Raw genomic sequence first — 21,768 nt, 5'->3', positions numbered from 1 at the left:
GCGCTGCGCTTACCGGGCCTACGGGATCGAGTAGGCCGGGTAAGGCGGAGCCGCCACCCGGCTTTTTTTCAATTACGACGCCAACGACAGTTCACGCTTTCCCGCATGCTGCTGCAACCATTGCGCCACGCGAGACTGCTGCTCGGCATTCAGCCACATCCCTTCTTTAGTACGACGCCAGATAGCATCGTCCAGACGGCGCACCCACTCGTGTTCCACCAGGTAGCGCAGTTCCGCTTCGTACAGCTCATGGCCAAAATGCTCGCCCAGATCGGCAATCTCTTTCGCCTCGCCGAGGAACAGTTCGGTGTTGCTGCCGTAGGTGCGGGCATAGTGGCGCGCCATTCCTTCGGTAATGAACGGGAAGCGGCGACGCAGCTTCGCGGCGTAATCGTCGCGGTTATCGCCGATATCGCCGCCAGGCAGCACGGCGCCTTTCGTCCACGCCGGGCCGATGCCTTTGTAATACGGCGCCAGTTTCTCCAGCGCGTGCTCCGCCAGTTTACGGTAGGTGGTGAGCTTACCGCCAAATACCGACAGCAGGGGCGCCTGACCGTCCACGTCATGAATATCAAGCGTATAGTCACGGGTGATGGCCTGCGGTGAGTCAGACTCGTCATCACACAGCGGACGCACGCCGGAGTAGGTCCAGATCACGTCATCGCGCGCCAGCTGTTTCTTAAAGTGCGCGTTGTACACTTTCAACAGATAGCTGACTTCACTCTCGTCGATCTCAACGTTTTTCGGATTGCCTTTGTACTCTACGTCGGTGGTGCCGATGATGGAGAACTCGTCCATCCACGGGATCACAAACACAATGCGCTTGTCTTCATTTTGCAGGATATAAGCCTGTTTCTGGGTATGCACGCGCGGCACCACAATGTGGCTGCCCTTGATCAGGCGGATGCCGTACGGAGAAGGCAGGTGCATACCGTCATCGAAGAACTGTTTTACCCACGGGCCGGTGGCGTTCACCAGGCCGCGCGCTTTCCAGCTAAACTTCTCACCGGTATCCACGTCTTCCGCTTCCACAATCCACAGGCCGTTTTCGCGGCGTGCGGCGGTCGCGCGGGTACGGGTTTTCACCTCGCCGCCTTTCTTCTCGACCATCTGCGCGTTAGCCAGCACCAGACGCGCATCGTCCACCCAGCAGTCGGAATATTCGAAACCGCGCACGATTTCAGGTTTAAGAACCGACTCTGAGCCAAAACGCAAACCTGTCGAACCTGGCAGGCTGGTGCGTTTACCCAGATGATCGTACATAAACAGACCAATGCGGATCATCCACGCCGGACGCAGATGCGGGCGATGAGGCAGACGGAAACGCATCGGGATCGCCAGATGCGGAGCCATTTTCAGCAGTACTTCGCGTTCAGCCAGCGCTTCGCTGACCAGGCGGAATTCGTAGTGTTCCAGGTAGCGCAGGCCACCGTGGATCAGCTTGGAGCTGGCGGACGACGTCGCGCAGGCGAGATCGTTAGCTTCCAGCATCAGCACGGATAAACCGCGTCCTGCGGCATCAACCGCAATACCGGCACCGTTGATGCCACCGCCTATCACAATCAGATCTTTGGTTTCCATAACACCCTCATGCACTTTCGTTAAAGCTCAAAAATGTTCGATATCGCTCATAATAGCAAAGGAACGCGCTTTTGGTAACATCAAAAAAACAATTTAGAGTGATATGGATAACATAATGGCGTTTACCCGCCGCCAGGACGTACACTACGGGGTAAAATAGTGCGGTCTGATGCCCTCACCCCAGCCCTCTCCCACGGGGAGAGGGTGATCCGTTTCCCTCTCCCTCCGGGAGAGGGTAGGGTGAGGGGAAAACCGCACCACACCTGAATATAAGATGAGAACACCATGGATCAGTTTGAATGTATTAACGTAGAAGAAGCCCATCAGAAGATGCACCAGGGAAAAGCGGTGCTGGTGGATATCCGCGATCCGCAGAGCTTTGCGATGGGCCACACGCCGGGCGCGTTCCATCTCACCAACGACACGCTGGGCGCGTTTATGCGCGATAACGACTTCGATACCCCGGTGATGGTGATGTGCTATCACGGCAACAGCAGTAAAGGCGCGGCGCAGTATCTGCTCCAGCAGGGTTACGACGCGGTATACAGCGTCGATGGCGGCTTCGATGCCTGGCATCGTCATTTCCCGGCAGAAGTTGAATACGCGTTTGAGCGCTGATCCCGCTATACTGTCCCCTTTTGTGTGGAAATAAGCGACCGCTGCCCATGTTGATGATCACCTCTTTTAGCAACCCGCGCGTCGCCCAGGCGTTTGTCGACTATATGGCGACGCAGGGCATTATCCTGACTATTCAGCAGCATACACAGACGGATGTCTGGCTGGCAGACGAAAGCCAGGCCGGCCGCGTGAACGACGAGCTGGCGCGTTTTCTGGAAAACCCGGGCGACCCGCGTTATCTGGCGGCAAGCTGGCAATCCGGCCAGACCGGCAGTGGCCTGCACTATCAACGTTTTCCGTTTCTCGCCACCCTCCGGGAGCGCGCAGGGCCGTTTACGCTGCTTTTGATGGCAGCCTGCATCATCGTCTTCATTATTATGAGCGTGGTGGGCGACCAGAGCGTGATGATTGCCCTCGCATGGCCTTACGATCCCTCCCTGCAATTTGACGTCTGGCGCTACTTCACGCATGCGCTGATGCACTTCTCTGTGATGCATATCCTCTTTAACCTGCTGTGGTGGTGGTATCTCGGCGGGGCGGTGGAGAAGCGGCTCGGCAGCGGCAAGCTGATTGTGATCACCCTTATCAGCGCCCTGTTAAGCGGCTACGTGCAGCACAAATTCAGCGGTCCATGGTTTGGCGGGTTATCCGGCGTGGTGTACGCCCTGATGGGTTACGCCTGGCTCAGAGGCGAGCGCGACCCGGATAGCGGCATCTATTTACAACGTGGATTAATAACCTTTGCGTTAATATGGCTTATTGCCGGATGGTTTGATCTGTTTGGTATGTCTATCGCCAATGGTGCGCACGTTACCGGCCTGGCGGTTGGGCTGGCGATGGCGCTGGCCGATACGCTCCATGCGCGAAAACGAACATAATTCCCAGGGATATTTCATGAAACAAACACAACGTCATGACGCCATTATCGAACTGGTAAAAAAACAGGGATACGTCAGTACTGAAGAGCTGGTGGAGCAGTTTGCCGTCAGCCCGCAAACCATCCGTCGTGACCTCAACGACCTGGCCGATCAGAACCGTATTCTGCGTCACCATGGCGGCGCCGCACTGCCGTCCAGCTCGGTGAACACCTCATGGCATGACCGTAAGGCGACGCAAACGGCAGAGAAAGAGCGTATCGCCCGTAAAGTGGCGAGCCAGATCCCGAACGGCGCGACGCTGTTTATTGATATCGGCACCACGCCGGAAGCGGTCGCCCATGCGCTGCTGAACCACGAGAACCTGCGCGTGGTGACCAACAACCTGAACGTGGCCAACACGTTGATGCAGAAAGACGATTTCCGCATCATCCTCGCGGGCGGCGAACTGCGCAGCCGCGACGGGGGCATTATCGGCGAAGCGACGCTCGATTTTATCTCTCAGTTCCGCCTCGACTTCGGCATTCTGGGGATCAGCGGCATCGACAGCGACGGCTCGCTGCTGGAGTTTGATTACCACGAGGTGCGCACCAAGCGCGCGATCATTGAAAACTCACGTCACGTGATGCTGGTGGTGGACCACTCCAAATTTGGCCGTAACGCGATGGTCAACATGGGCAGCATCAGCATGGTGGATGCGGTTTACACCGACGTAATGCCGCCGGCGGGCGTGATGCAGGTAATTAAGGATAACAATTTGCAGCTGGAATTGTGCTAGCGGTTGTGTCGGGTGGCGCTGCGCTTACCCGACCTACAAAATTTTCTCCCTCTCCCTGTGGGAGAGGGCCGGGGTGAGGGCATCAGACCGCAGAGGATCTACACTCCATATCCCATCATCTTCAACAGCTGCTGCGCATGCTGCACCGCATCCTGTCGGTGCGCTACGCCCAGCTTCTGATACAGATTGCGAATGTGCGTTTTGATGGTGGTCGCCGCCACCGCCAGCTCACCGGCAATCTGCTCGTTGCTGTAGCCGGAATAGATCAGCCCCAGCACCTGCCATTCACGCTGGGTGAGCGGGCTGGTGCGGATAAGCTCCGGCACTTCCGGATGGTTCAGCAGACGTTCAACAAAGTTCTCATCGAAGTGCGCAAACTTGTGGCGGTGGTGCTGGTTAATCTCGCGCAGAATGCGCTGGGCGCGATGCTGATCGAGTTCTGGCAGTGTGTTCAGCTGAATCAGCTGGCGCAGCTGCTGGGCCATCACTTCACCCTCAATCACAAAGTGGCTGATAAACCCGGTGCGGTTCGCCAGCTGCAACGCTTCCAGCAGTACGCGCTGGGCATCGTTTTTACGTCCCGCCTGCCAGTAAAGCTGGTTTAACAGCAGCAGGTTGCGGTTTAAATCGCTCATCAGGCGCAGGCTGCGGGCGTTTTCGTTTAACTCTTCCAGCACAATCTCGGCAGGCTCAAAGTCACCCAGCAGGATCTGCACGCGAGCGATGTTGCGCCACTGGCTTTGCAGGAAGTGGTTATTGGCAAATTCCGGTTTAGGCGTATGACGCAGCCAGTTGGCGGCGGACTTTTTATCGCCGGTCATCTGCCAGTAAATCACCCGCACCTTATCGGCGTTGGACACCCAGTCGCTATGGTACTGCCCGTTGCCGAGCAGGTTTTCCAGGCGGTTAAGATGGTTGCGGGCATTATCCAGGTCGCCGCGCGCCAGCGAGCACTGCACCAGCAGAGCCAGACACTGGAGCTGCTGCTGCGGCTGGAAGCTCGAAAGGACATTCAGACCCTGGCGGGCGCAGCTTTCTGCTTCATCCAGACGCGACCATGCCCACAGCAGTTGAGCGCGAATACGCAACAGGAACTCGTGCATCGGCAGCTGTTCCAGATGCTGTTCACGGATCAGCTGGAACGCTTTCTCCTGGTTTTCCCAGGCGGCTTGCAGGAACCCCTGAGCAAATAAAATCTCGCTTTGCTGGATCAGGCTCCACAGGGCGTAATGCCAGACATCGTGGCGGCGCGCCATCTGTTCGGTTTGCTGCATGAGTGAAAGCGAACGCGTGAGATCGCCCTTACAGTGCAGCACTTCGCCGTGTACCGAGGTGGCCACAATACGGCTGTAAAAATTCGCCAGCGGCAGCTCATCCAGCGCGACCATCGCCAGCCGTTCGGCTTCCTCAGGGTCACCGTCGTTAATCGCCACCTGCGCACGCAGGGCGTTAAATTCGCCATGCAGGGTGGTATCCATCTCGCTTTCCATCTCCTGCTCGGCGCGCGCCAGCAGGGTGTTCACTTCGCTGTAGCGATGCTGGCTCTGCATCAGCCAGGCCTGGAGCAGCACCAGACGCGGATTCTCCAGCAGGCTTTCCCACGGCAGCGCTTTTAACGACTCTTCCAGCAGCGTCAGTTCACTGTGGTTGAACAGTCCCCACGCGTGGTTGAGCAGAATATCGCGCAGCATACCGGCATCCCCGGCGGCCAGCGCATGGTGGATAGCCTCGCTCGGGAAACCTTGCGCCATCCAGCTTTCGGCGGCGGCGCGGTGAATGTCAGGCAGCTCTGCGGCCAGTTCCCACTGGCAACGCTGGCGCAGGAAGCTGCCAAACAGCGGATGGTAGCTAAACCATTCGCCGTGATCGTCCATGCGCGTCAGGAACAGACCCTGACGTTCAATCTCTTCGAGCTGAAGCTGCCCGTTTTCAATGCCGGTGACGCGTACAATCAGCGCATCGTTCATGGAACGCAGCAGGGAGCTTTTCAGCAGGAAATGGCGGGTGGAGAGGTCAACGCTGTCGAGTACCTCATCCACCAGATAATCCGACAGGTGGCTGGCGTTGATGCCCGCCAGGCGGCGCGCGGACTGATGCGTCGGGCTGTTGTTTTGCCGCGCGGAGAGGGCAATCAGCTGAAGCGCCGTGGCCCAGCCGGCAACGTCATCGCACAGGCGGCTGCTTTCCGACGCCTCAATCGGAGACGTCAGGCGGCAGTCAAAGAACTGCTTCGCTTCCTGATGGGTAAAGGCCAGCTGCTGACTGCCGATTTCCAGCAGCTGATCGCGCACGCGCAGGTTGGCAATGCCCAACTGCGGAAGGTTACGCGACAGGACAACCAGCGTCAGGTTTTCCGGCTGATGGCGCAGGAAGAAACGCATGGACTCGTGAATAACCGGGTTGGTGATCAGATGATAATCATCAATCACCACATACAGCGGGCGATGCCATTCGGCCAGCTCGATAAACAGCTGGGAGAAAAGAGAGGACAGGCTGGCGTACTGGCGCTTTTGCACCATCACCTCGCTGGTGACGCAGTGTCCGTTGGTTGCCTGCTGAATCGCGGCAATTAAATAGCTGGCAAAACGCTCCTGCTGGTTATCCCCTTCATCCAGGGAGTACCAGCCAAGATCGCTTTTACCTGCCGCCCATTGCGAAATGAGCGTTGTTTTTCCATAACCCGCAGGACTCGTAACCAGCGCCAGTCGGAAATTATGCGCACCGGAAAGTTTAGCCAGCAGGCGCTCGCGGACCACAGTATGGTCAAGACGAACCGGGCGACTTAATTTGGACGGAATCAACATAGTTTTCACTTCACTGTGGGGAACGAGAGAATTTATTTTTTTTGCGCTTCGTAATTAATATCTATAAGTTCGGCCAATAGAGGAACTATTGCAAGTTATGTCTGGGTTTGGAGGCTCTGAATTTGCACTCTGTCACAAAACATTCTCATCACAGATGGAACTTTCCGTAAATGGCTGGATGCCGCGCTGCTTCTGGCTTGTCTGCATAAGTCGCGGTTGCGCTGAAACTGGTTTCAGAAAGAGATAATGACGCTGAAGTTAATTAACTTCGGGGAAAGTTGCATCGGCTTAATAGGGGTGCTGAATAATCGCGACGCGCGGAAATATTATTCTACGTAAGTAATCATTTCAGCGATGATTAATTTCCTCCGAAACTGCATTTCATTTCTTTGACGCTCTTCCGGGATCGCTTTTTCCGCGAAGCGCACACTCACACAGTGGCCTCGATCACACTTTTATGCTCATCCCCGCTACTCCTCCCTGTCTAATCCCCGACAGGAGGAGGAAGAGGCACAATGAGCCAGGCACACTAGCGTTAAATGTTTTTACTCTCTACAGGATGCCGATTCCCTATGTCACAGCCTACTTTCAACAAAGCTCAATTTCAGGCTGCCCTGACGCGTCAGTGGCAGCGTTTTGGCCTTCATGCTGCAAACGAAATGACGCCTCACCAGTGGTGGCAGGCGGTGAGCGGGGCGCTCGCAGAGCAGCTGGACGCTCAGCCTGTGACGAAGCCCGTGAAAGGCCAGCGTCACGTCAACTACATTTCAATGGAGTTCCTGATTGGCCGTCTGACGGGTAACAATCTGCTGAACCTTGGCTGGTATCAGGAGGTCGGTGACGTGCTGAAAGAACACGACATCAACCTGACCGATCTGCTGGAAGAAGAGATTGATCCGGCGCTGGGTAACGGCGGTCTGGGACGTCTGGCAGCCTGCTTCCTGGATTCCATGGCAACCGTGGGCCAGTCGGCGATTGGCTATGGGCTGAACTATCAGTACGGCCTGTTTCGTCAGTCATTTGCCGACGGCCATCAGATGGAAGCGCCAGACGACTGGCACCGCAATACCTATCCGTGGTTCCGCCACAACGCGCAGCTGGATGTGCAGGTCGGGATTGGCGGGAAAGTCACGAAGCAGGGACTCTGGGAACCTGCGTTCACCATTACCGGTGAAGCCTGGGACCTGCCGGTACTCGGCTACCGTAACGGCGTGGCGCAGCCGCTGCGCCTGTGGCAGGCGAAGCACGCGCATCCGTTTAACCTGACCAAATTCAACGACGGTGATTTCCTGCGCGCCGAGCAGCAGGGGATCGACGCCGAGAAGCTGACCAAAGTCCTCTACCCGAACGATAATCATCTGGCGGGTAAAAAGCTGCGTCTGATGCAGCAGTACTTCCAGTGCGCCTGCTCCGTGGCGGATATTCTGCGTCGCCACCACCTGGCGGGCCGCAAGCTGGCTCAGCTGCCGGACTTCGAAGTTATTCAGCTTAACGACACGCATCCGACCATTGCGATCCCGGAGCTGCTGCGCGTGCTGATCGACGAGCATCAGCTGAGCTGGGACGACGCCTGGGCCATCACCAGCCGCACCTTCGCCTACACCAACCACACCCTGATGCCGGAAGCGCTCGAGTGCTGGGATGAGAAGCTGGTGAAAACGCTGCTGCCGCGCCATATGCAGATCATCAACAAGATTAACGACCAGTTCAAAACGCTGGTGGAGAAAACCTGGCCGGGCGATAAGGCCGTCTGGGCGAAGCTGGCCGTTGTGCACGACAAGCAGGTGCGCATGGCGAACATGTGCGTGGTCAGCGGCTTTGCGGTGAACGGCGTGGCCGCGCTGCACTCGGATCTGGTGGTGAAAGATCTCTTCCCGGAATACCACCAGCTGTGGCCGACCAAATTCCATAACGTGACCAACGGCATCACGCCGCGTCGCTGGATTAAGCAGTGCAACCCGCTGCTGGCCGGCCTGCTGGACAAGACCCTGAAGAAAGAGTGGGCCAACGACCTGGACCAGCTCATCAACCTGGAAAAACAGGCCGACAACGCGAAGTTCCGCGAGCAGTACCGCGCCATTAAGCTGGAGAACAAGGTTCGTCTGGCCGAGTTTGTGAAAATGCGCACCGGAATTGAGATCAACCCGAATGCGATTTTCGATATCCAGATCAAACGACTGCACGAGTACAAACGTCAGCACCTGAACCTGCTGCACATTCTGGCGCTGTACAAAGAGATCCGCGAGAATCCGCAGGCCGACCGCGTCCCGCGCGTGTTCCTGTTCGGTGCGAAAGCGGCGCCGGGCTACTACCTGGCGAAAAACATTATCCTTGCCATTAATAAAGTGGCGGCGGCGATCAACAGCGATCCGAAAGTGGGCGACAAGCTGAAGGTGGTGTTCCTGCCGGACTACTGCGTTTCTGCGGCTGAAATGCTGATCCCGGCGGCGGATATTTCCGAGCAGATCTCTACCGCCGGTAAAGAAGCGTCCGGTACCGGCAACATGAAGCTGGCCCTGAACGGCGCGCTGACCGTCGGCACGCTGGACGGTGCGAACGTCGAAATCGCCGAGAAGGTCGGCGAAGAGAACATCTTTATCTTCGGCCATACTGTTGAAGAAGTGAAAGCCATCAAAGCCAAAGGGTACGACCCGGTGAAATGGCGTAAAAAAGATAAAGTGCTGGATGCGGTGCTCAAAGAGCTGGAAAGCGGGAAGTACAGCGACGGCGACAAGCACGCGTTTGACCAGATGCTGCACAGCATGGGCAAACAGGGCGGCGACCCGTACCTGGTGATGGCTGACTTCTCGGCTTACGTTGAAGCGCAGAAGCAGGTCGACGTGCTGTATCGCGACCAGGATGCCTGGACCCGCGCGTGTATCCTGAACACCGCGCGCTGCGGTATGTTCAGCTCTGACCGCTCAATCCGTGATTATCAGGCTCGTATCTGGCAGGCAAAACGCTAAGGAAGCGCGATGGAGAGTAAACGTCTGGACAGTGCCGCGCAGGCGGCGGGAATTAGCCTCAGTTACATCAATGCGCACGGCAAACCGCAGTCTATTGGTGCGGACACCAAAAGACGTTTGCTGGATGCCATGCACAAAACCGACGCGAAAGCGTCGGGTGCGCCGGTGCCGAACGTCAAGGTCTTTACCGCAGGCAAAAAGATGCCGCTGGCGGTGGAAGGGCGCGGCGAGTTCAGTTGGCTGCTCACCACCGAAGAGGGGCATCAGCACAAAGGCCATGCCACCGGCGGCAAAACCCTTAACCTTCCGGCGAAGCTGCCGGAGGGCTACCACACGCTTACGCTGACCCGGGACGACCAGCGTTTTCACTGTCGGGTGATTGTGGCGCCAAAGCGCTGCTATGAGCCGCAGGCGCTGCGTGAAGGCAAAAAACTGTGGGGCGCCTGCGTGCAGCTCTATACCCTGCGTTCGGACAGCAACTGGGGCATTGGCGATTTTGGCGACCTGAAAAAGATGCTGGCATCTGTTGGTGAGCGCGGCGGCGCGTTCATCGGCCTCAACCCGATCCACGCCCTCTATCCGGCGAATCCGGAAAGCGCCAGCCCGTACAGCCCGTCTTCCCGTCGCTGGCTGAACGTGATTTACATCGACGTTAACGCGTTAGACGATTTCAAAAACAGCAAAGAGGCGCAGGCGTGGTGGAAGCTTGAGACCACGCAACAGCTGCTGAAACAGGCCCGCGATGCGGACTGGGTTGATTACGCCTCCGTTACCGCGCTGAAAATGGCGGCTCTGCGTCTGGCCTGGAAGGGCTTTGCGAAGCGTGACGACGAGCAGATGGCAGCCTTCCGCCAGTTTGTGATGCAGGAAGGTGAGAGCCTTTACTGGCAGGCAGCGTTTGATGCGCTGCATGCGTATCAGGTTCAGGAGGACGAGATGCGCTGGGGCTGGCCGGTGTGGCCGGAAGCCTATCAGTCCGTTGATACCCCGGAAGTGAAGGCATTCTGTGAGACGCATGCCGACGAGGTGGATTTCTATCTCTGGTTGCAGTGGCTGGCGTACAGCCAGTTTGCCGCCTGCTGGCAGGTGAGCCAGGGCTATAACATGCCGATCGGGTTGTATCGCGATCTGGCTGTCGGCGTGGCGGAAGGCGGGGCGGAAACCTGGTGTGACCGTGAACTTTACTGCCTGAAAGCTTCTGTGGGTGCGCCGCCGGATATTCTTGGCCCGCTTGGTCAGAACTGGGGCTTGCCACCGATGGATCCGCACGTGATGGCGGCGCGTGCCTACGAGCCGTTTATCGACCTGCTACGCGCTAACATGCAGAACTGCGGCGCGTTGCGTATCGACCACGTGATGTCCGTGCTGCGCCTGTGGTGGATCCCGTACGGTGAAACGGCTGACCACGGGGCGTACGTGCAGTATCCGGTGGACGACCTGCTCTCAATCCTCGCGCTGGAGAGTAAACGTCATCAGTGCATGGTGATTGGCGAAGATCTCGGTACCGTGCCGGTGGAAATTGTCAGCAAGCTCCGCGACAGCGGGGTTTACTCCTACAAAGTGCTCTATTTTGAAAACGACCATGAGAAAACCTTCCGCGCGCCGAAAGCGTACCCTGAACAGTCAATGGCAGTCGCGACGACGCATGATCTTCCTACGCTCAGAGGCTACTGGGAAAGCGGCGACCTGACGCTCGGCAAAACGCTGGGTCTCTACCCGGATGAAGAGGTTCTGCGTGGGCTGTATCAGGATCGCGAGCTGGCGAAGCAGGGGTTGCTGGATGCGCTGCATAAGCATGGCTGTCTGCCGAAGCGCGCCGGGCATAAGGCGTCGCTGATGTCGATGACGCCAACGCTTAACCGTGGCTTACAGCGCTATATTGCCGACAGCAACAGCGCGTTGCTCGGTCTGCAACCGGAAGACTGGATTGATATGGCGGAGCCGGTAAACATCCCCGGCACCAGCTATCAGTACAAAAACTGGCGTCGCAAGCTGTCCACAACGCTTGAAGCGATGTTTGCCGATGACGGGGTGAACAGGTTGATTAAGGATTTGGATAAACGGCGAAAAGCAGCCGCGAAGAAGTGATAAAAAACCCGCCAGTGGCGGGTTTTTTATTGCCCGGTGGCGCTAACGCTTACCGGGCCTACGTGCATTAAGTAGGTCGGGTAAGGCATAGCCGCCACCCGACTTAATACATCAAACCACCATATTCAACAGCAGCACCCCGACCAGACCGCACACCGAAATAATGGTTTCCAGCGCGGACCAGGACTTGATGGTTTCACCGATGGTCAGGTTGAAGTACTCCTTGAACAGCCAGAAGCCCGGATCGTTCACGTGGGAGAAAATCACGCTACCGGAACCGACCGCAATAACCATCAGCTCAGGGCTTACGCCCGTGGTCGCAATCAGCGGCGCAACGATACCGCCCGCGGTAATCGCCGCAACGGTCGCAGAGCCCAGCGCGATACGCAACACCGCGGCAATAGACCATGCCATCAGCAGCGGGGAGACGTTGGTTTCATGCATCATGGCCGCGATGTATTTATCCACGCCGCTGTCGACCAGCACCTGCTTGAACGCGCCGCCACCGCCGATGATCAGCAGCATCATGGCAATGATTTTGATGGAAGAGGTCAGCGTGTCGTTGATCTGATCCATGGAACGACCACGGTTAAGACCGAAGGTGAACATGGCGATCAGGACCGCAATCAGCGTCGCCATCACCGGGTCGCCCAGGAACTCCGCAACGGACAGGAACGCGTGACCTTTCGGCAGAACCATCTCTGCTATGGCACGCATCGCCATCAGGATCACCGGTACCAGTGAGGTCCAGACGCTGACGCCAAAGCCTGGCATCTCTTCTTCAGTAAAGGTTTTGGCGCTGTACAGCCCTTCCGGGATAGGCTTATCAATGCCTTTCAGGAAGCGCGCATACACCGGGCCTGCCAGAATCACCGTCGGGATCGCCAGAATCGTACCGAACAGCAGGGTTTTACCCATATCGGCGTGGAAGATGGTGGCGATAGCCGTTGGGCCCGGATGCGGCGGCAGGAAACCGTGGGTGACGGACAGCGCCGCAGCCATCGGCACACCCACGAACAGCAGCGGGATGTTGGCGGCAGCAGCGATGGTGAACACCAGCGGCAGCATCAGCACGAAGCCCACTTCATAGAACAGCGCGAAACCGACGGTAAAACCGGTTAACACTACCGCCCATTGAATGTTCTTCTTACCAAATTTGTCGATCAGCGTGGTGGCAATACGCTGTGCGCCACCGCAGTCCGCGAGCATTTTACCGAGCATGGCGCCGAAGCCCATGATCAGCGCCAGGCTGCCGAGCGTACCGCCGACACCGGCTTTAATGGAGCTGATAACTTTAACCAGCGGCATTCCCTGCATCAGACCGACTGCAAGTGCCACCAGAACCAGAGCGATAAATCCGTTCATTTTGAAGCGGATCATCAAGAGCAGTAATAACACAACACCGATAGCGACGATGACTAATGGCATGATTGACCTGGCCTTTGAATTGTTATGGGTAACGTCATTGTTTCAACGACAAATTCCGGTTGTCCCAACTGGGAACAGAGTGTTAATGGCACTCATACTGATGCCTGCGAAAACGTTAAGTTTAGTCGGCTGTTATAAGGGTGTTGAGTGCCCATGGGAATGATACGGGTAACATGACGTGATTGAGAATCACCCAGGCAGGTAAAATTTAAATTATGAGACGCAGGTCAACATACAGAGGGGGAGGCAAGAAAAAGTAGGCCCGGTAAGCGCAGCGCCACCGGGCAATACAGACGGGCACTGAATCAGTAGTAGGAGTGCTCGCCGCGCTGGTGCTCGGTCAGATCGCGCACGCCTTTCAGTTCCGGGAATTCGTTCAGCAGCTGCTTCTCGATCCCTTCTTTCAGGGTTACATCAACCATGGAGCAGCCGTTACAGCCGCCGCCGAATTGCAGGATCGCCAGACCATCTTCGGTGATTTCCATCAGGGAAACACGTCCCCCGTGGCCGGCCAGCTGCGGGTTGATCTGCGATTGCAGCAGATATTCCACACGCTCCATCAGCGGGGCATCGTCAGAGACTTTACGCATCTTCGCGTTTGGCGCCTTCAGCGTCAGCTGAGAACCCAGCTGGTCAGTGACGAAATCAATCTCCGCATCTTCAAGATACGGCGCGCTCAGCTCATCAACGTACGCGGTGAGCTGTTCAAATTTAAGGGCAGTGTCAGTTGCTTCCACAGCATCCGGAGGACAATAAGAGACACCACATTCTGCATTCGGAGTGCCTGGATTGATCACAAACACGCGGATCTGCGTCCCTTCTTCCTGATTTGCCAGCAGTTTGGCAAAGTGCGCTTGTGCAGAATCGGAAATACGGATCATAGCTTTGGCCTAATAGTTGACTAAATTACCTGGGTATAATCATACGCCCATTGAAGAAGGGCTACAAGGTACGGCACAGACACCATACCTGAACTGACGCGGCGCCGCTTTGCAAAAGCAGTCGGGAAAGTTCAGCCACGGTACTGCCCGTGGTGACGACATCATCCACAATCGCGATATGGAGGCCGTTGACCGGCAATTCAAGGCGAAAGGCGTTTTTCAGGTTCCTTTTGCGCGACCGGGCGTTGAGCCGGTGCTGAACGGCAGTGGCATGAGTACGTTTCAGCGCAGAGGCTGGGTACCGGCAACCCAGCCAGTGGGCGAGCGGACGGCACAGCAGGTCGCTCTGATTGTATCCCCGCCGCCAGTGCCGACGCTGAAACAGTGGCACGTTCACAAGCGTGTCGACCGGCGGCAGCCCGCGCGTTCTTCGCGCCTGTAATACCGCCAGTAACAACAGGCGTGCCAGGGGCTGCGCCAGTGCAGTCTGGCTGGAAAACTTAAACTGATGAACCAGACGACTCAGCGGCAAAACGTAATCATCTACCGCCACCAGCGCGCTCCACGGCGGCGCTTTTTTCAGGCAACGGCCGCAGGGGAGCGTCTGGCTTACGGCAGGCAAGCCGCATTGCGGACAGCCCTTCAGGTAACCCAGCGCTCGCGTGCAAACGGAACAGACGCCCCACGCGCTCATCGCAAGTGGCATTCGGCATAGCCAGCACAAGCCGGGCACTGTTAGCATACGCAACCTCCATGTGAAAAAAGAGAACGTTAACTGATGAAGACGCTGTGGTGGCAGACCGTTGGGACGGGAAATTGTCATCTTGTGCTGCTGCACGGATGGGGACTGAACGCCGAAGTGTGGCGTTGCATAAGTGAGGAACTGGCCTCGCAATTCACGGTACACCTGGTGGATCTACCGGGCTATGGACGTAGCCACGGCTACGGCGCGATGACGCTCGACGACATGGCGGAGCAGGTTCTGGAGGCGACGCCGCAAAAAGCCGTCTGGCTCGGCTGGAGCCTGGGCGGGCTGGTGGCAAGCCAGATTGCGCTGCGCCATCCTGAACGGGTCCAGGCGCTGGTGACCGTGGCCTCATCACCCTGTTTCAGCGCCCGCGAGGCGTGGCCGGGCATCAAACCTGAGGTGCTGGCCGGGTTCCAGCATCAGCTGAGCGAAGACTTCCAGCGGACGGTGGAGCGTTTCCTGGCATTACAGACGATGGGAACAGAAACCGCCCGTCAGGATGCGCGGACGCTGAAGCAGACGGTGCTTTCTCTGCCGATGCCGGAGGTTGAGGTGCTGAACGGAGGGCTGGAAATCCTGAAAACGGCCGATCTGCGCGAGCCGCTGGCGTCGTTAACGGTGCCGCATCTGCGTATTTATGGCTATCTGGATGGACTGGTTCCGCGCAAGGTGGTTCCGCTGCTGGATGCGCTGTGGCCGGAGAGTAAATCAATGGTGGTTGCCAAAGCGGCACATGCGCCGTTCATCTCTCATCCTGCTGAGTTTTGTTCGGCGCTGTCCGGTTTTATCAGCGAAGCGTCCACCACTCCCTGAGACAGGCTTTACCTTCAGGACAACTCTTACAACTGCCGGACAGACAACCGTCCGGCTCTTCCTGAATGCGCACGGCTTTCCCCATGGCCTCCAGCCTTTCCAGCATGGCATCGATCATCGGCTGCGGCGTATGCAGGCTGAGGCTGAGCTGCTTCGCCTCCATTCGCCCCTGTAACGCCAGTAAGTCACGAACCTGAATCAACGATGCCATCTTTTTTCCCCTCAGTGACAGTCGCCCGCAGGGCTGCTACAGCAGGTCGTCGGGGTTTTGCGCGTTGCCAGCAGGTTAACGTCAACGCGGCTACGCGCCCGGCGCAGCAGGCCAATCACCATCACGTTAAACAGGATCACCGCGAGGATACAGACCAGGCTGTAGCGCGGATGCTGGCTGTAATTGACGGCCTGATAAAACACGGTCGCCAGCGAGTAGGCAATGTTCAGCCCCCACAGAATGGAGAAGCCCATCCAGCCGCGGCTGGACTCACGGGCAATGGCGCCCATGACCGAGATGCACGGAATATAGAGCAGGACGAAGATCAGGTAGCTGTAGGCCGCCGACGCGCTGCCAAATTTCTGGCCCATCACGCCCATTGCTCCGGTCGCCATTTCGCCGTCGCCTTTGCTGGCTTCAATCGGGTTCGCCAGTACGCTCAGGCTGAAGGTGTCTTTCAGGCTCTGCCAGGTTTCTTCCACCGCGCCAAGCAGTTCATCGCCGAGGTTGAACGCTGCCGGATTAAACTCCTCTTCCTGGATGTTTTCCGCGGTGTAAAGCGTGTTCAGGGTGCCGACAACCACCTCTTTTGCCATCGCGCCGGTGAACAGGCCCACGGTTGCCTGCCAGTTGTCTTCCTGAACGCCAATCGGTTTGAAGACCGGCGTAATGATCCGGCTGACGGAGGCCAGGGCAGAGTCATTAATGTTGTCCGCGGCCTGGCCGCTCAGAGTGAAGCTGTTCAGGGCGCTCAGGAAAATGCTGACCACCACAATCACCTTACCGGCGCGCAGAACGAAGCCCTTCAGGCGCTGCCATGTCTGAATAATCAGGCTTTTCAGATGCGGAACGTGATAAACCGGCAGTTCCATCACGAACGGCGACGCTTCGCCACGCATGATGGTGTGCTTCAGCATCAGGCCGGTGAGAATAGCCATCACGATACCCAGCACATACAGGGAGAAGACGGCCAGCGCTCCTTCCTGACCAAAGAACGCCGCGGCAAAGACCGCGAAGATCGCCAGCCGCGCGCCGCAGGACATGAACGGCGCCATCATGATGGTCATCAGGCGTTCGCGCGGGGCATCCAGCGTACGCGCGCCCATGACTGACGGCACGTTACAGCCAAAGCCGACAATCAGCGGCACGAAGGATTTGCCCGGCAGCCCCAGCGCCTGCATCAGGCGGTCCATCACGAAGGCGGCGCGCGCCATGTAACCGGAATCCTCAAGGAAGGAGAGGAACAGGTACATCATGCCGATCTGCGGCACCAGCGGCAGGACGGTATTGATCCCGCCGCCGATCCCCTGCGCAAGGAAGATGGTCAACCATTCCGGGAAGTGGAGGGTGTAGCCCAGCCACTGAATACCGTGCACGAAGATAGCGACAGAGCCGCCATCAAAGATAGGTTGTAATGCACCGCCGATGTTAATGGCGAGCAGGAACATCACATACATCACCAGTAAAAAGATCGGTAAACCGAGGAAGCGGTTGAGCACAATTTTATCCACGGCGGCGGTGAAGCGGCTGGGTTCAGCGGTTAATGCATTGCTGACCACGTCACAGATAGCGGCGATGGCCTGATAGCGCGCATCCGCAATGTGCAGGGCCGGGTCATCCAGCTCGTCGCTAAGGCGAGCCTGTGCGACATCCAGCTTATCCGCCGCATCGCCTGCGTAGGCGCGGCTGTAGATATCGCCTTCCAGCATTTGCAGGCCAAGCCACAGACGTTGTCTGGCGGGCATGCTGTTATCCATCTCCTGCGCCAGCTGCCCGGCTTCGCGCAGCAGCGGCTGGGCGTAGTGCACCAGTTCGACGTCGGCATTGCCCGTGTGGCGGTCAATCGCCAGCTTCAGGGCGTCAATGCCGCGAGCGCGGGTGGAAACCAGCGGAACCACCGGGCAGCCCAGACGGGCGGAGAGGGCATCGACGTCGATGCGCAGCTTTTGCTTCTCCGCGATGTCGAGCATGTTAAGCGCCACGATGCAGGGAATACCCAGCTCCAGCAGCTGTAACGTGAGATACAGATTTCGTTCGAGGTTAGAGGCATCCACCACGTTGATAAGCAGATCCGCGTCGCCGCTCAGAATATAGTGGCAGGCAATTTGCTCATCGAGAGAGGTCTGGGATGAAATCGTGGTGAGGGAATAGGTCCCCGGTAAATCAACCAGCGTGACCTGATTATCTGTCGTGGTGAACTGGCCTTCTTTGCGTTCAACCGTCACGCCTGCCCAATTTCCCACACGCTGGCGTGCGCCAGTTAACTGATTAAATAAGGTTGTCTTGCCGGAATTAGGATTGCCAATTAAGCCAATAGTTAATTTTTTCATTGTAGTAGACTCACTGAAACCGCTGGCTTGTTAACGGGATAAAGATTCAATTTCAATTAATGCGAGATCTTTTTTACGCAGAACCAGATTAACGCGTCGGGTTTCGATATGAACTGGATCGCCCAACGGCGCAACGCGCACAACCTGGAATGATGAGCCGGGTAGCATGCCCAGTGACAGGAGCTTCTGCCGATAGGCCGGGCTTATCTCACGGGTAAAACCGATAATTTTCCACGCACTGTCTGGAGTGAATTGCATAGCGCCTGATTCCACGATAGGTTAAATAATCTACACTGCGATGATAATGAGAATAGTTTTTATCAGCAATAATAAAAATGTGACGGGATGTTGTTAATCGTATTAATTTGCGGTCTGCTTGACCTTGCTCAATATTTTCGAAATTGAGGTGAAAATAAAAAGAGGGCTATTTGTTAATGAGGTGATAATTCGTGGTTTAAATATGGATACAACATATTTATTTTAATTCCCTGCGGCCTGCTTGCCGGGCGGCACTGCGTTTGCCCGGCCTACAAAACCGTAGGCCCGGTAAGCGTCGCGCCACCGGGCATTTGCAGCATTAGCGTTTCTTACCCATCGCCGCTGCCAGCGCATCCATCATCGCGCTGTTGCCCGCCGTCTGTGCGTCACGTCCGCGTGGCTTCGCGGCTTTCGCTGCCGGACGCTGCTGTTCACGGCCACCGCCATTACCGCCACGGCGTGCGTTAGTGTCGCCCGGCTGCTCGTCCAGACGCATGGTCAGGGCAATACGCTTGCGCTGGAGATCCACTTCCAGCACTTTCACCTTCACGATGTCGCCCGCTTTGACCACGGTGTGCGGATCTTCAACGAACTTGTCGGCGAGGGAAGAGATATGCACCAGACCATCCTGATGCACGCCGATATCCACAAACGCGCCAAAGTTGGTGACGTTGGTTACCGCCCCCTCCAGCACCATGCCCGGCAGCAGGTCGTTCATGGTTTCTACGCCCTCAGCAAAGGTCGCGGTTTTAAACTCAGGACGCGGATCGCGGCCCGGTTTTTCCAGCTCTTTGATGATGTCAGTGACCGTCGGCACGCCGAACTGTTCGTCGGTGAAATCCACCGCTTTCAGGTTACGCAGCGCGCTGCTGTCGCCCATCAGGTCTTTCAGCGCTTGCCGGGTGGCGGCCAGGATGCGCTCAACAACAGGGTACGCTTCCGGGTGAACGGTAGAGGCATCCAGCGGGTTATCGCCGTGGTTGATGCGCAGGAAGCCCGCGCACTGCTCAAATGCTTTCGGCCCCAGACGGCTCACCTTCAGCAACTGCTGGCGGTTCTGGAACTGACCGTTCTCATCACGCCAGGCGACGATATTCTGCGCCATCATACGGGTCAGGCCCGCCACGCGGGTCAGCAGGGGAACGGAAGCGGTGTTCAGGTCCACGCCGACGGCGTTAACGCAGTCTTCCACTACCGCATCCAGCTTACGCGCCAGCTGCGTCTGGCTCACGTCGTGCTGATACTGGCCCACGCCGATGGATTTCGGGTCAATCTTCACCAGCTCCGCCAGCGGATCCTGTAAACGACGGGCGATAGAGACCGCGCCGCGCAGGGAAACGTCCAGATCCGGGAACTCCTGCGCTGCCAGTTCCGAGGCGGAATAGACAGATGCCCCCGCTTCACTGACGATCACTTTCTGCGCCGTCACTTTCGGGAACTGCTTCTGCACGTCGAGATAGAAACGTTCAGTTTCGCGGGACGCCGTACCGTTACCGATGGCAACCAGCTCAACGTTGTACTTCTCGCACAGCGCGGCGGCGACGACAGCCGCTTTCGCTGCCTGACCGGTGTGCGGGTAAATGGTGTCGGTGGCAACCAGCTTGCCGGTGCCGTCAACCACGGCCACCTTCACGCCGGTACGCAGACCCGGATCGAGACCCATGGTGGCGCGCAGGCCAGCTGGCGCCGCCATCAGCAGGTCGTGCAGGTTACGGGCGAAGACGTTGATCGCTTCGTCTTCGGCGCGCTCGCGCACGGTGCCCATCAGCTCGGTTTCGAGGTGCATCAGCACCTTGATGCGCCAGGTCCAGCTCACCACGCCTTTGCGCCAGCTGTCCGCCGGGGCGTTGTTCAGGCGCAGGCCCAGATGGTCGATAATGATCTGCTCGCAGTGGCTCTCTTTTGGCGGCTCGTCAAACTGTGGATCGGCATTCAGGGAGAGTTGCAGCACGCCTTCGTTACGGCCGCGGAACATCGCCAGCGCGCGGTGAGACGGCGCGGTAGAAATGGGTTCGTGGTGATCGAAGTAGTCGCGGAATTTCGCGCCTTCTTCCTCTTTGCCGGACACCACGGTGGAGACGATATGCGCGTTCTTCCACAGGTAATCACGCACTTTGGCCAGCAGCGCCGCGTCTTCGGCGAAGCGCTCCATCAGAATATAGCGCGCGCCGTCCAGCGCGGCTTTGGTGTCCGCTACGCCTTTATCGGCGTCGATAAATTTGGCGGCTTCGGTTTCCGGATCGTGAGACGGCTCGTTCCACAGCAGATCGGCCAGTGGCTCAAGGCCGGCTTCGATCGCAATCTGCCCGCGCGTGCGGCGCTTCGGTTTGTACGGCAGATAGAGGTCTTCGAGCTCGGTTTTACTCAGGGTACCGTTAATGGCTTTTTCCAGGTCACTGGTCAGCTTGCCCTGCTCGCCGATAGATTTGAGGATCGCCTGACGTCGGTCTTCCAGCTCGCGCAGATAGCCCAGACGGGTCTCCAGGTTTCGCAGCTGCGTGTCATCCAGACCGCCGGTGACTTCCTTACGATAACGTGCAATAAACGGCACGGTGTTCCCTTCATCAAGCAGGCGAACGGCAGCTTCTACCTGTTCGGCTCTGGCCTGAAGTTCACCCGCAATAATGCGGCAGAGCGACTCTTTCATCATGGTCAGTTCATCTTGTGGATCGAAAATCAGGGGGATAGTTATACGGGCTGACACCAAAAAATGCCAGCCGGGGAGGGCGCTCTCGGACTATTTAACATACTCGATTTCGTTGACGTACCAGCTTGCTTCACCCGCAGGCGTCTGGACAACGGCTAAATCGCCTACCTCTTTTTTCAGCAGGGCGCGGGCCATGGGTGAGTCGATAGAAATGTAATCCTTACGCCCGAAAATTTCATCGTAGCCGACGATACGAAAACGCAGGGTGTCGCCGCTGTCGTTTTCAATTTCGACCCACGCGCCGAAGAACACTTTACCTTCCTGCTGCGGGGAGTAATCGACAATTTTGAGATTCTCGAGGCACTTCGTCAGGTAGCGTACCCGGCGATCGATTTCGCGCAGCCGCTTTTTATTGTACTGGTAGTCCGCATTCTCGCTGCGGTCGCCCAGGCTTGCTGCCCAGGTGACTTTTTTGGTCACTTCCGGACGCTCTTCGCGCCACAGGTAATCCATCTCTTTTTTGAGTTTCTCGTACCCTTCACGGGTGATCAGAGGCGTTTTCATGGTGCAGCCTTTAATGCCGGTTAACTGTCTTTGCGCACAATACGTAGCGCACAGTGTAACAGACAAGATTAATAATGATTTATGTGATGAAATGAACAGATAAGCTGCTGTTAAATATGCTTTGTAACAATTTCGTCTAGAATTTATACCAGAATTTGCTGGTCGAACCCGTGCACTT

The 21,768-nt window shown here is 57.2% G+C and carries 16 protein-coding genes; 6 read left to right on the top strand and 10 right to left on the bottom strand.

Annotated elements, in window-relative coordinates:
• Window positions 1-72: 72 nt before the first annotated feature.
• Window positions 73-1,581 (bottom strand): glycerol-3-phosphate dehydrogenase, encoded by a 1,509-nt coding sequence (gene glpD / locus ACWKXX_RS15795; RefSeq protein WP_261665944.1) that lies wholly within the window; start codon window positions 1,579-1,581, stop codon window positions 73-75.
• A gap of 285 nt (window positions 1,582-1,866) precedes the next feature.
• On the opposite strand from glpD, the gene glpE reads away from it, so the two are divergent.
• From glpE to ACWKXX_RS15780, 3 genes are read left to right on the top strand one after another with little or no spacing between them, the layout of a single operon-like run.
• Window positions 1,867-2,199, top strand: coding sequence for a thiosulfate sulfurtransferase GlpE (gene glpE, locus ACWKXX_RS15790; protein ID WP_008503062.1), 333 nt, complete (start codon window positions 1,867-1,869; stop codon window positions 2,197-2,199).
• Between the two features lie 47 nt (window positions 2,200-2,246).
• Window positions 2,247-3,077 carry a rhomboid family intramembrane serine protease GlpG gene (gene glpG / locus ACWKXX_RS15785; RefSeq protein ID WP_015571451.1) on the top strand — a complete coding sequence of 277 codons (831 nt, stop codon included), beginning with the start codon at window positions 2,247-2,249 and terminating at the stop codon, window positions 3,075-3,077.
• Between the two features lie 16 nt (window positions 3,078-3,093).
• A complete protein-coding gene (locus ACWKXX_RS15780) occupies window positions 3,094-3,852 on the top strand; it encodes a DeoR/GlpR family transcriptional regulator (protein WP_017384141.1) in 759 nt (252 codons plus the stop codon).
• A gap of 98 nt (window positions 3,853-3,950) precedes the next feature.
• Here ACWKXX_RS15780 and malT read toward each other — a convergent pair whose 3' ends face one another.
• Window positions 3,951-6,656: an HTH-type transcriptional regulator MalT gene (malT, locus tag ACWKXX_RS15775; protein ID WP_214601363.1), complete on the bottom strand. Its 2,706-nt coding sequence runs from the start codon at window positions 6,654-6,656 to the stop codon at window positions 3,951-3,953.
• A gap of 572 nt (window positions 6,657-7,228) precedes the next feature.
• Between malT and malP the strand changes: the two genes are divergently transcribed.
• Together malP and malQ are read left to right on the top strand one after the other, a co-directional pair.
• Window positions 7,229-9,622 (top strand): maltodextrin phosphorylase, encoded by a 2,394-nt coding sequence (gene malP, locus ACWKXX_RS15770; protein WP_261665946.1) that lies wholly within the window; start codon window positions 7,229-7,231, stop codon window positions 9,620-9,622.
• 9 nt (window positions 9,623-9,631) lie between these two features.
• Window positions 9,632-11,710 (top strand): 4-alpha-glucanotransferase, encoded by a 2,079-nt coding sequence (gene malQ, locus ACWKXX_RS15765; protein WP_045348705.1) that lies wholly within the window; start codon window positions 9,632-9,634, stop codon window positions 11,708-11,710.
• 111 nt (window positions 11,711-11,821) lie between these two features.
• Here the strand turns inward: malQ and gntT are convergent, their stop codons facing one another.
• From gntT to gntX, 3 genes are all read right to left on the bottom strand, one after another.
• Window positions 11,822-13,138 carry a gluconate transporter gene (gene gntT, locus ACWKXX_RS15760; protein ID WP_017384145.1) on the bottom strand — a complete coding sequence of 439 codons (1,317 nt, stop codon included), beginning with the start codon at window positions 13,136-13,138 and terminating at the stop codon, window positions 11,822-11,824.
• 305 nt (window positions 13,139-13,443) lie between these two features.
• The gene (gene nfuA, locus ACWKXX_RS15755) at window positions 13,444-14,019 is read right to left on the bottom strand and encodes a Fe-S biogenesis protein NfuA (RefSeq protein WP_003861601.1); all 576 of its coding nucleotides are present in this window, start codon (window positions 14,017-14,019) and stop codon (window positions 13,444-13,446) included.
• Window positions 14,020-14,080: 61 nt separating this feature from the next.
• Window positions 14,081-14,761, bottom strand: coding sequence for a DNA utilization protein GntX (gene gntX, locus ACWKXX_RS15750; RefSeq protein WP_017384146.1), 681 nt, complete (start codon window positions 14,759-14,761; stop codon window positions 14,081-14,083).
• A 36-nt stretch (window positions 14,762-14,797) separates the two neighbouring features.
• On the opposite strand from gntX, the gene bioH reads away from it, so the two are divergent.
• On the top strand, window positions 14,798-15,580 hold the full coding sequence (gene bioH, locus ACWKXX_RS15745) for a pimeloyl-ACP methyl ester esterase BioH (RefSeq protein ID WP_045339135.1): 783 nt from the start codon (window positions 14,798-14,800) through the stop codon (window positions 15,578-15,580).
• On the opposite strand, the gene feoC is transcribed toward bioH, so the two are convergent.
• The 5 genes from feoC to greB form a co-directional block, all read right to left on the bottom strand.
• Window positions 15,555-15,791, bottom strand: coding sequence for a [Fe-S]-dependent transcriptional repressor FeoC (feoC, locus tag ACWKXX_RS15740; RefSeq protein WP_017384148.1), 237 nt, complete (start codon window positions 15,789-15,791; stop codon window positions 15,555-15,557). The two genes, bioH and feoC, sit on opposite strands and share 26 nt — an antisense overlap.
• Before the next feature lie 11 nt (window positions 15,792-15,802).
• Entirely contained in the window at window positions 15,803-18,121 is a 2,319-nt protein-coding gene (feoB, locus tag ACWKXX_RS15735) for a Fe(2+) transporter permease subunit FeoB (RefSeq protein WP_015571442.1), read from the bottom strand.
• Window positions 18,122-18,151: 30 nt separating this feature from the next.
• A complete protein-coding gene (feoA, locus tag ACWKXX_RS15730; RefSeq protein ID WP_015571441.1) occupies window positions 18,152-18,379 on the bottom strand; it encodes a ferrous iron transporter A in 228 nt (75 codons plus the stop codon).
• Between the two features lie 319 nt (window positions 18,380-18,698).
• Window positions 18,699-21,029, bottom strand: a complete 2,331-nt coding sequence (locus ACWKXX_RS15725) for a Tex family protein (protein ID WP_261666493.1) — start codon at window positions 21,027-21,029, stop codon at window positions 18,699-18,701.
• An 87-nt stretch (window positions 21,030-21,116) separates the two neighbouring features.
• Window positions 21,117-21,590, bottom strand: coding sequence for a transcription elongation factor GreB (gene greB, locus ACWKXX_RS15720; protein ID WP_017384149.1), 474 nt, complete (start codon window positions 21,588-21,590; stop codon window positions 21,117-21,119).
• Between the last annotated feature and the right edge of the window lie 178 nt (window positions 21,591-21,768).

Source organism: Enterobacter sp. UPMP2061, from assembly GCF_053709615.1.
The sequence above is the reverse complement of the archived record's forward strand: the minus strand, read 5'-3'. Positions and strand labels throughout refer to the sequence as shown.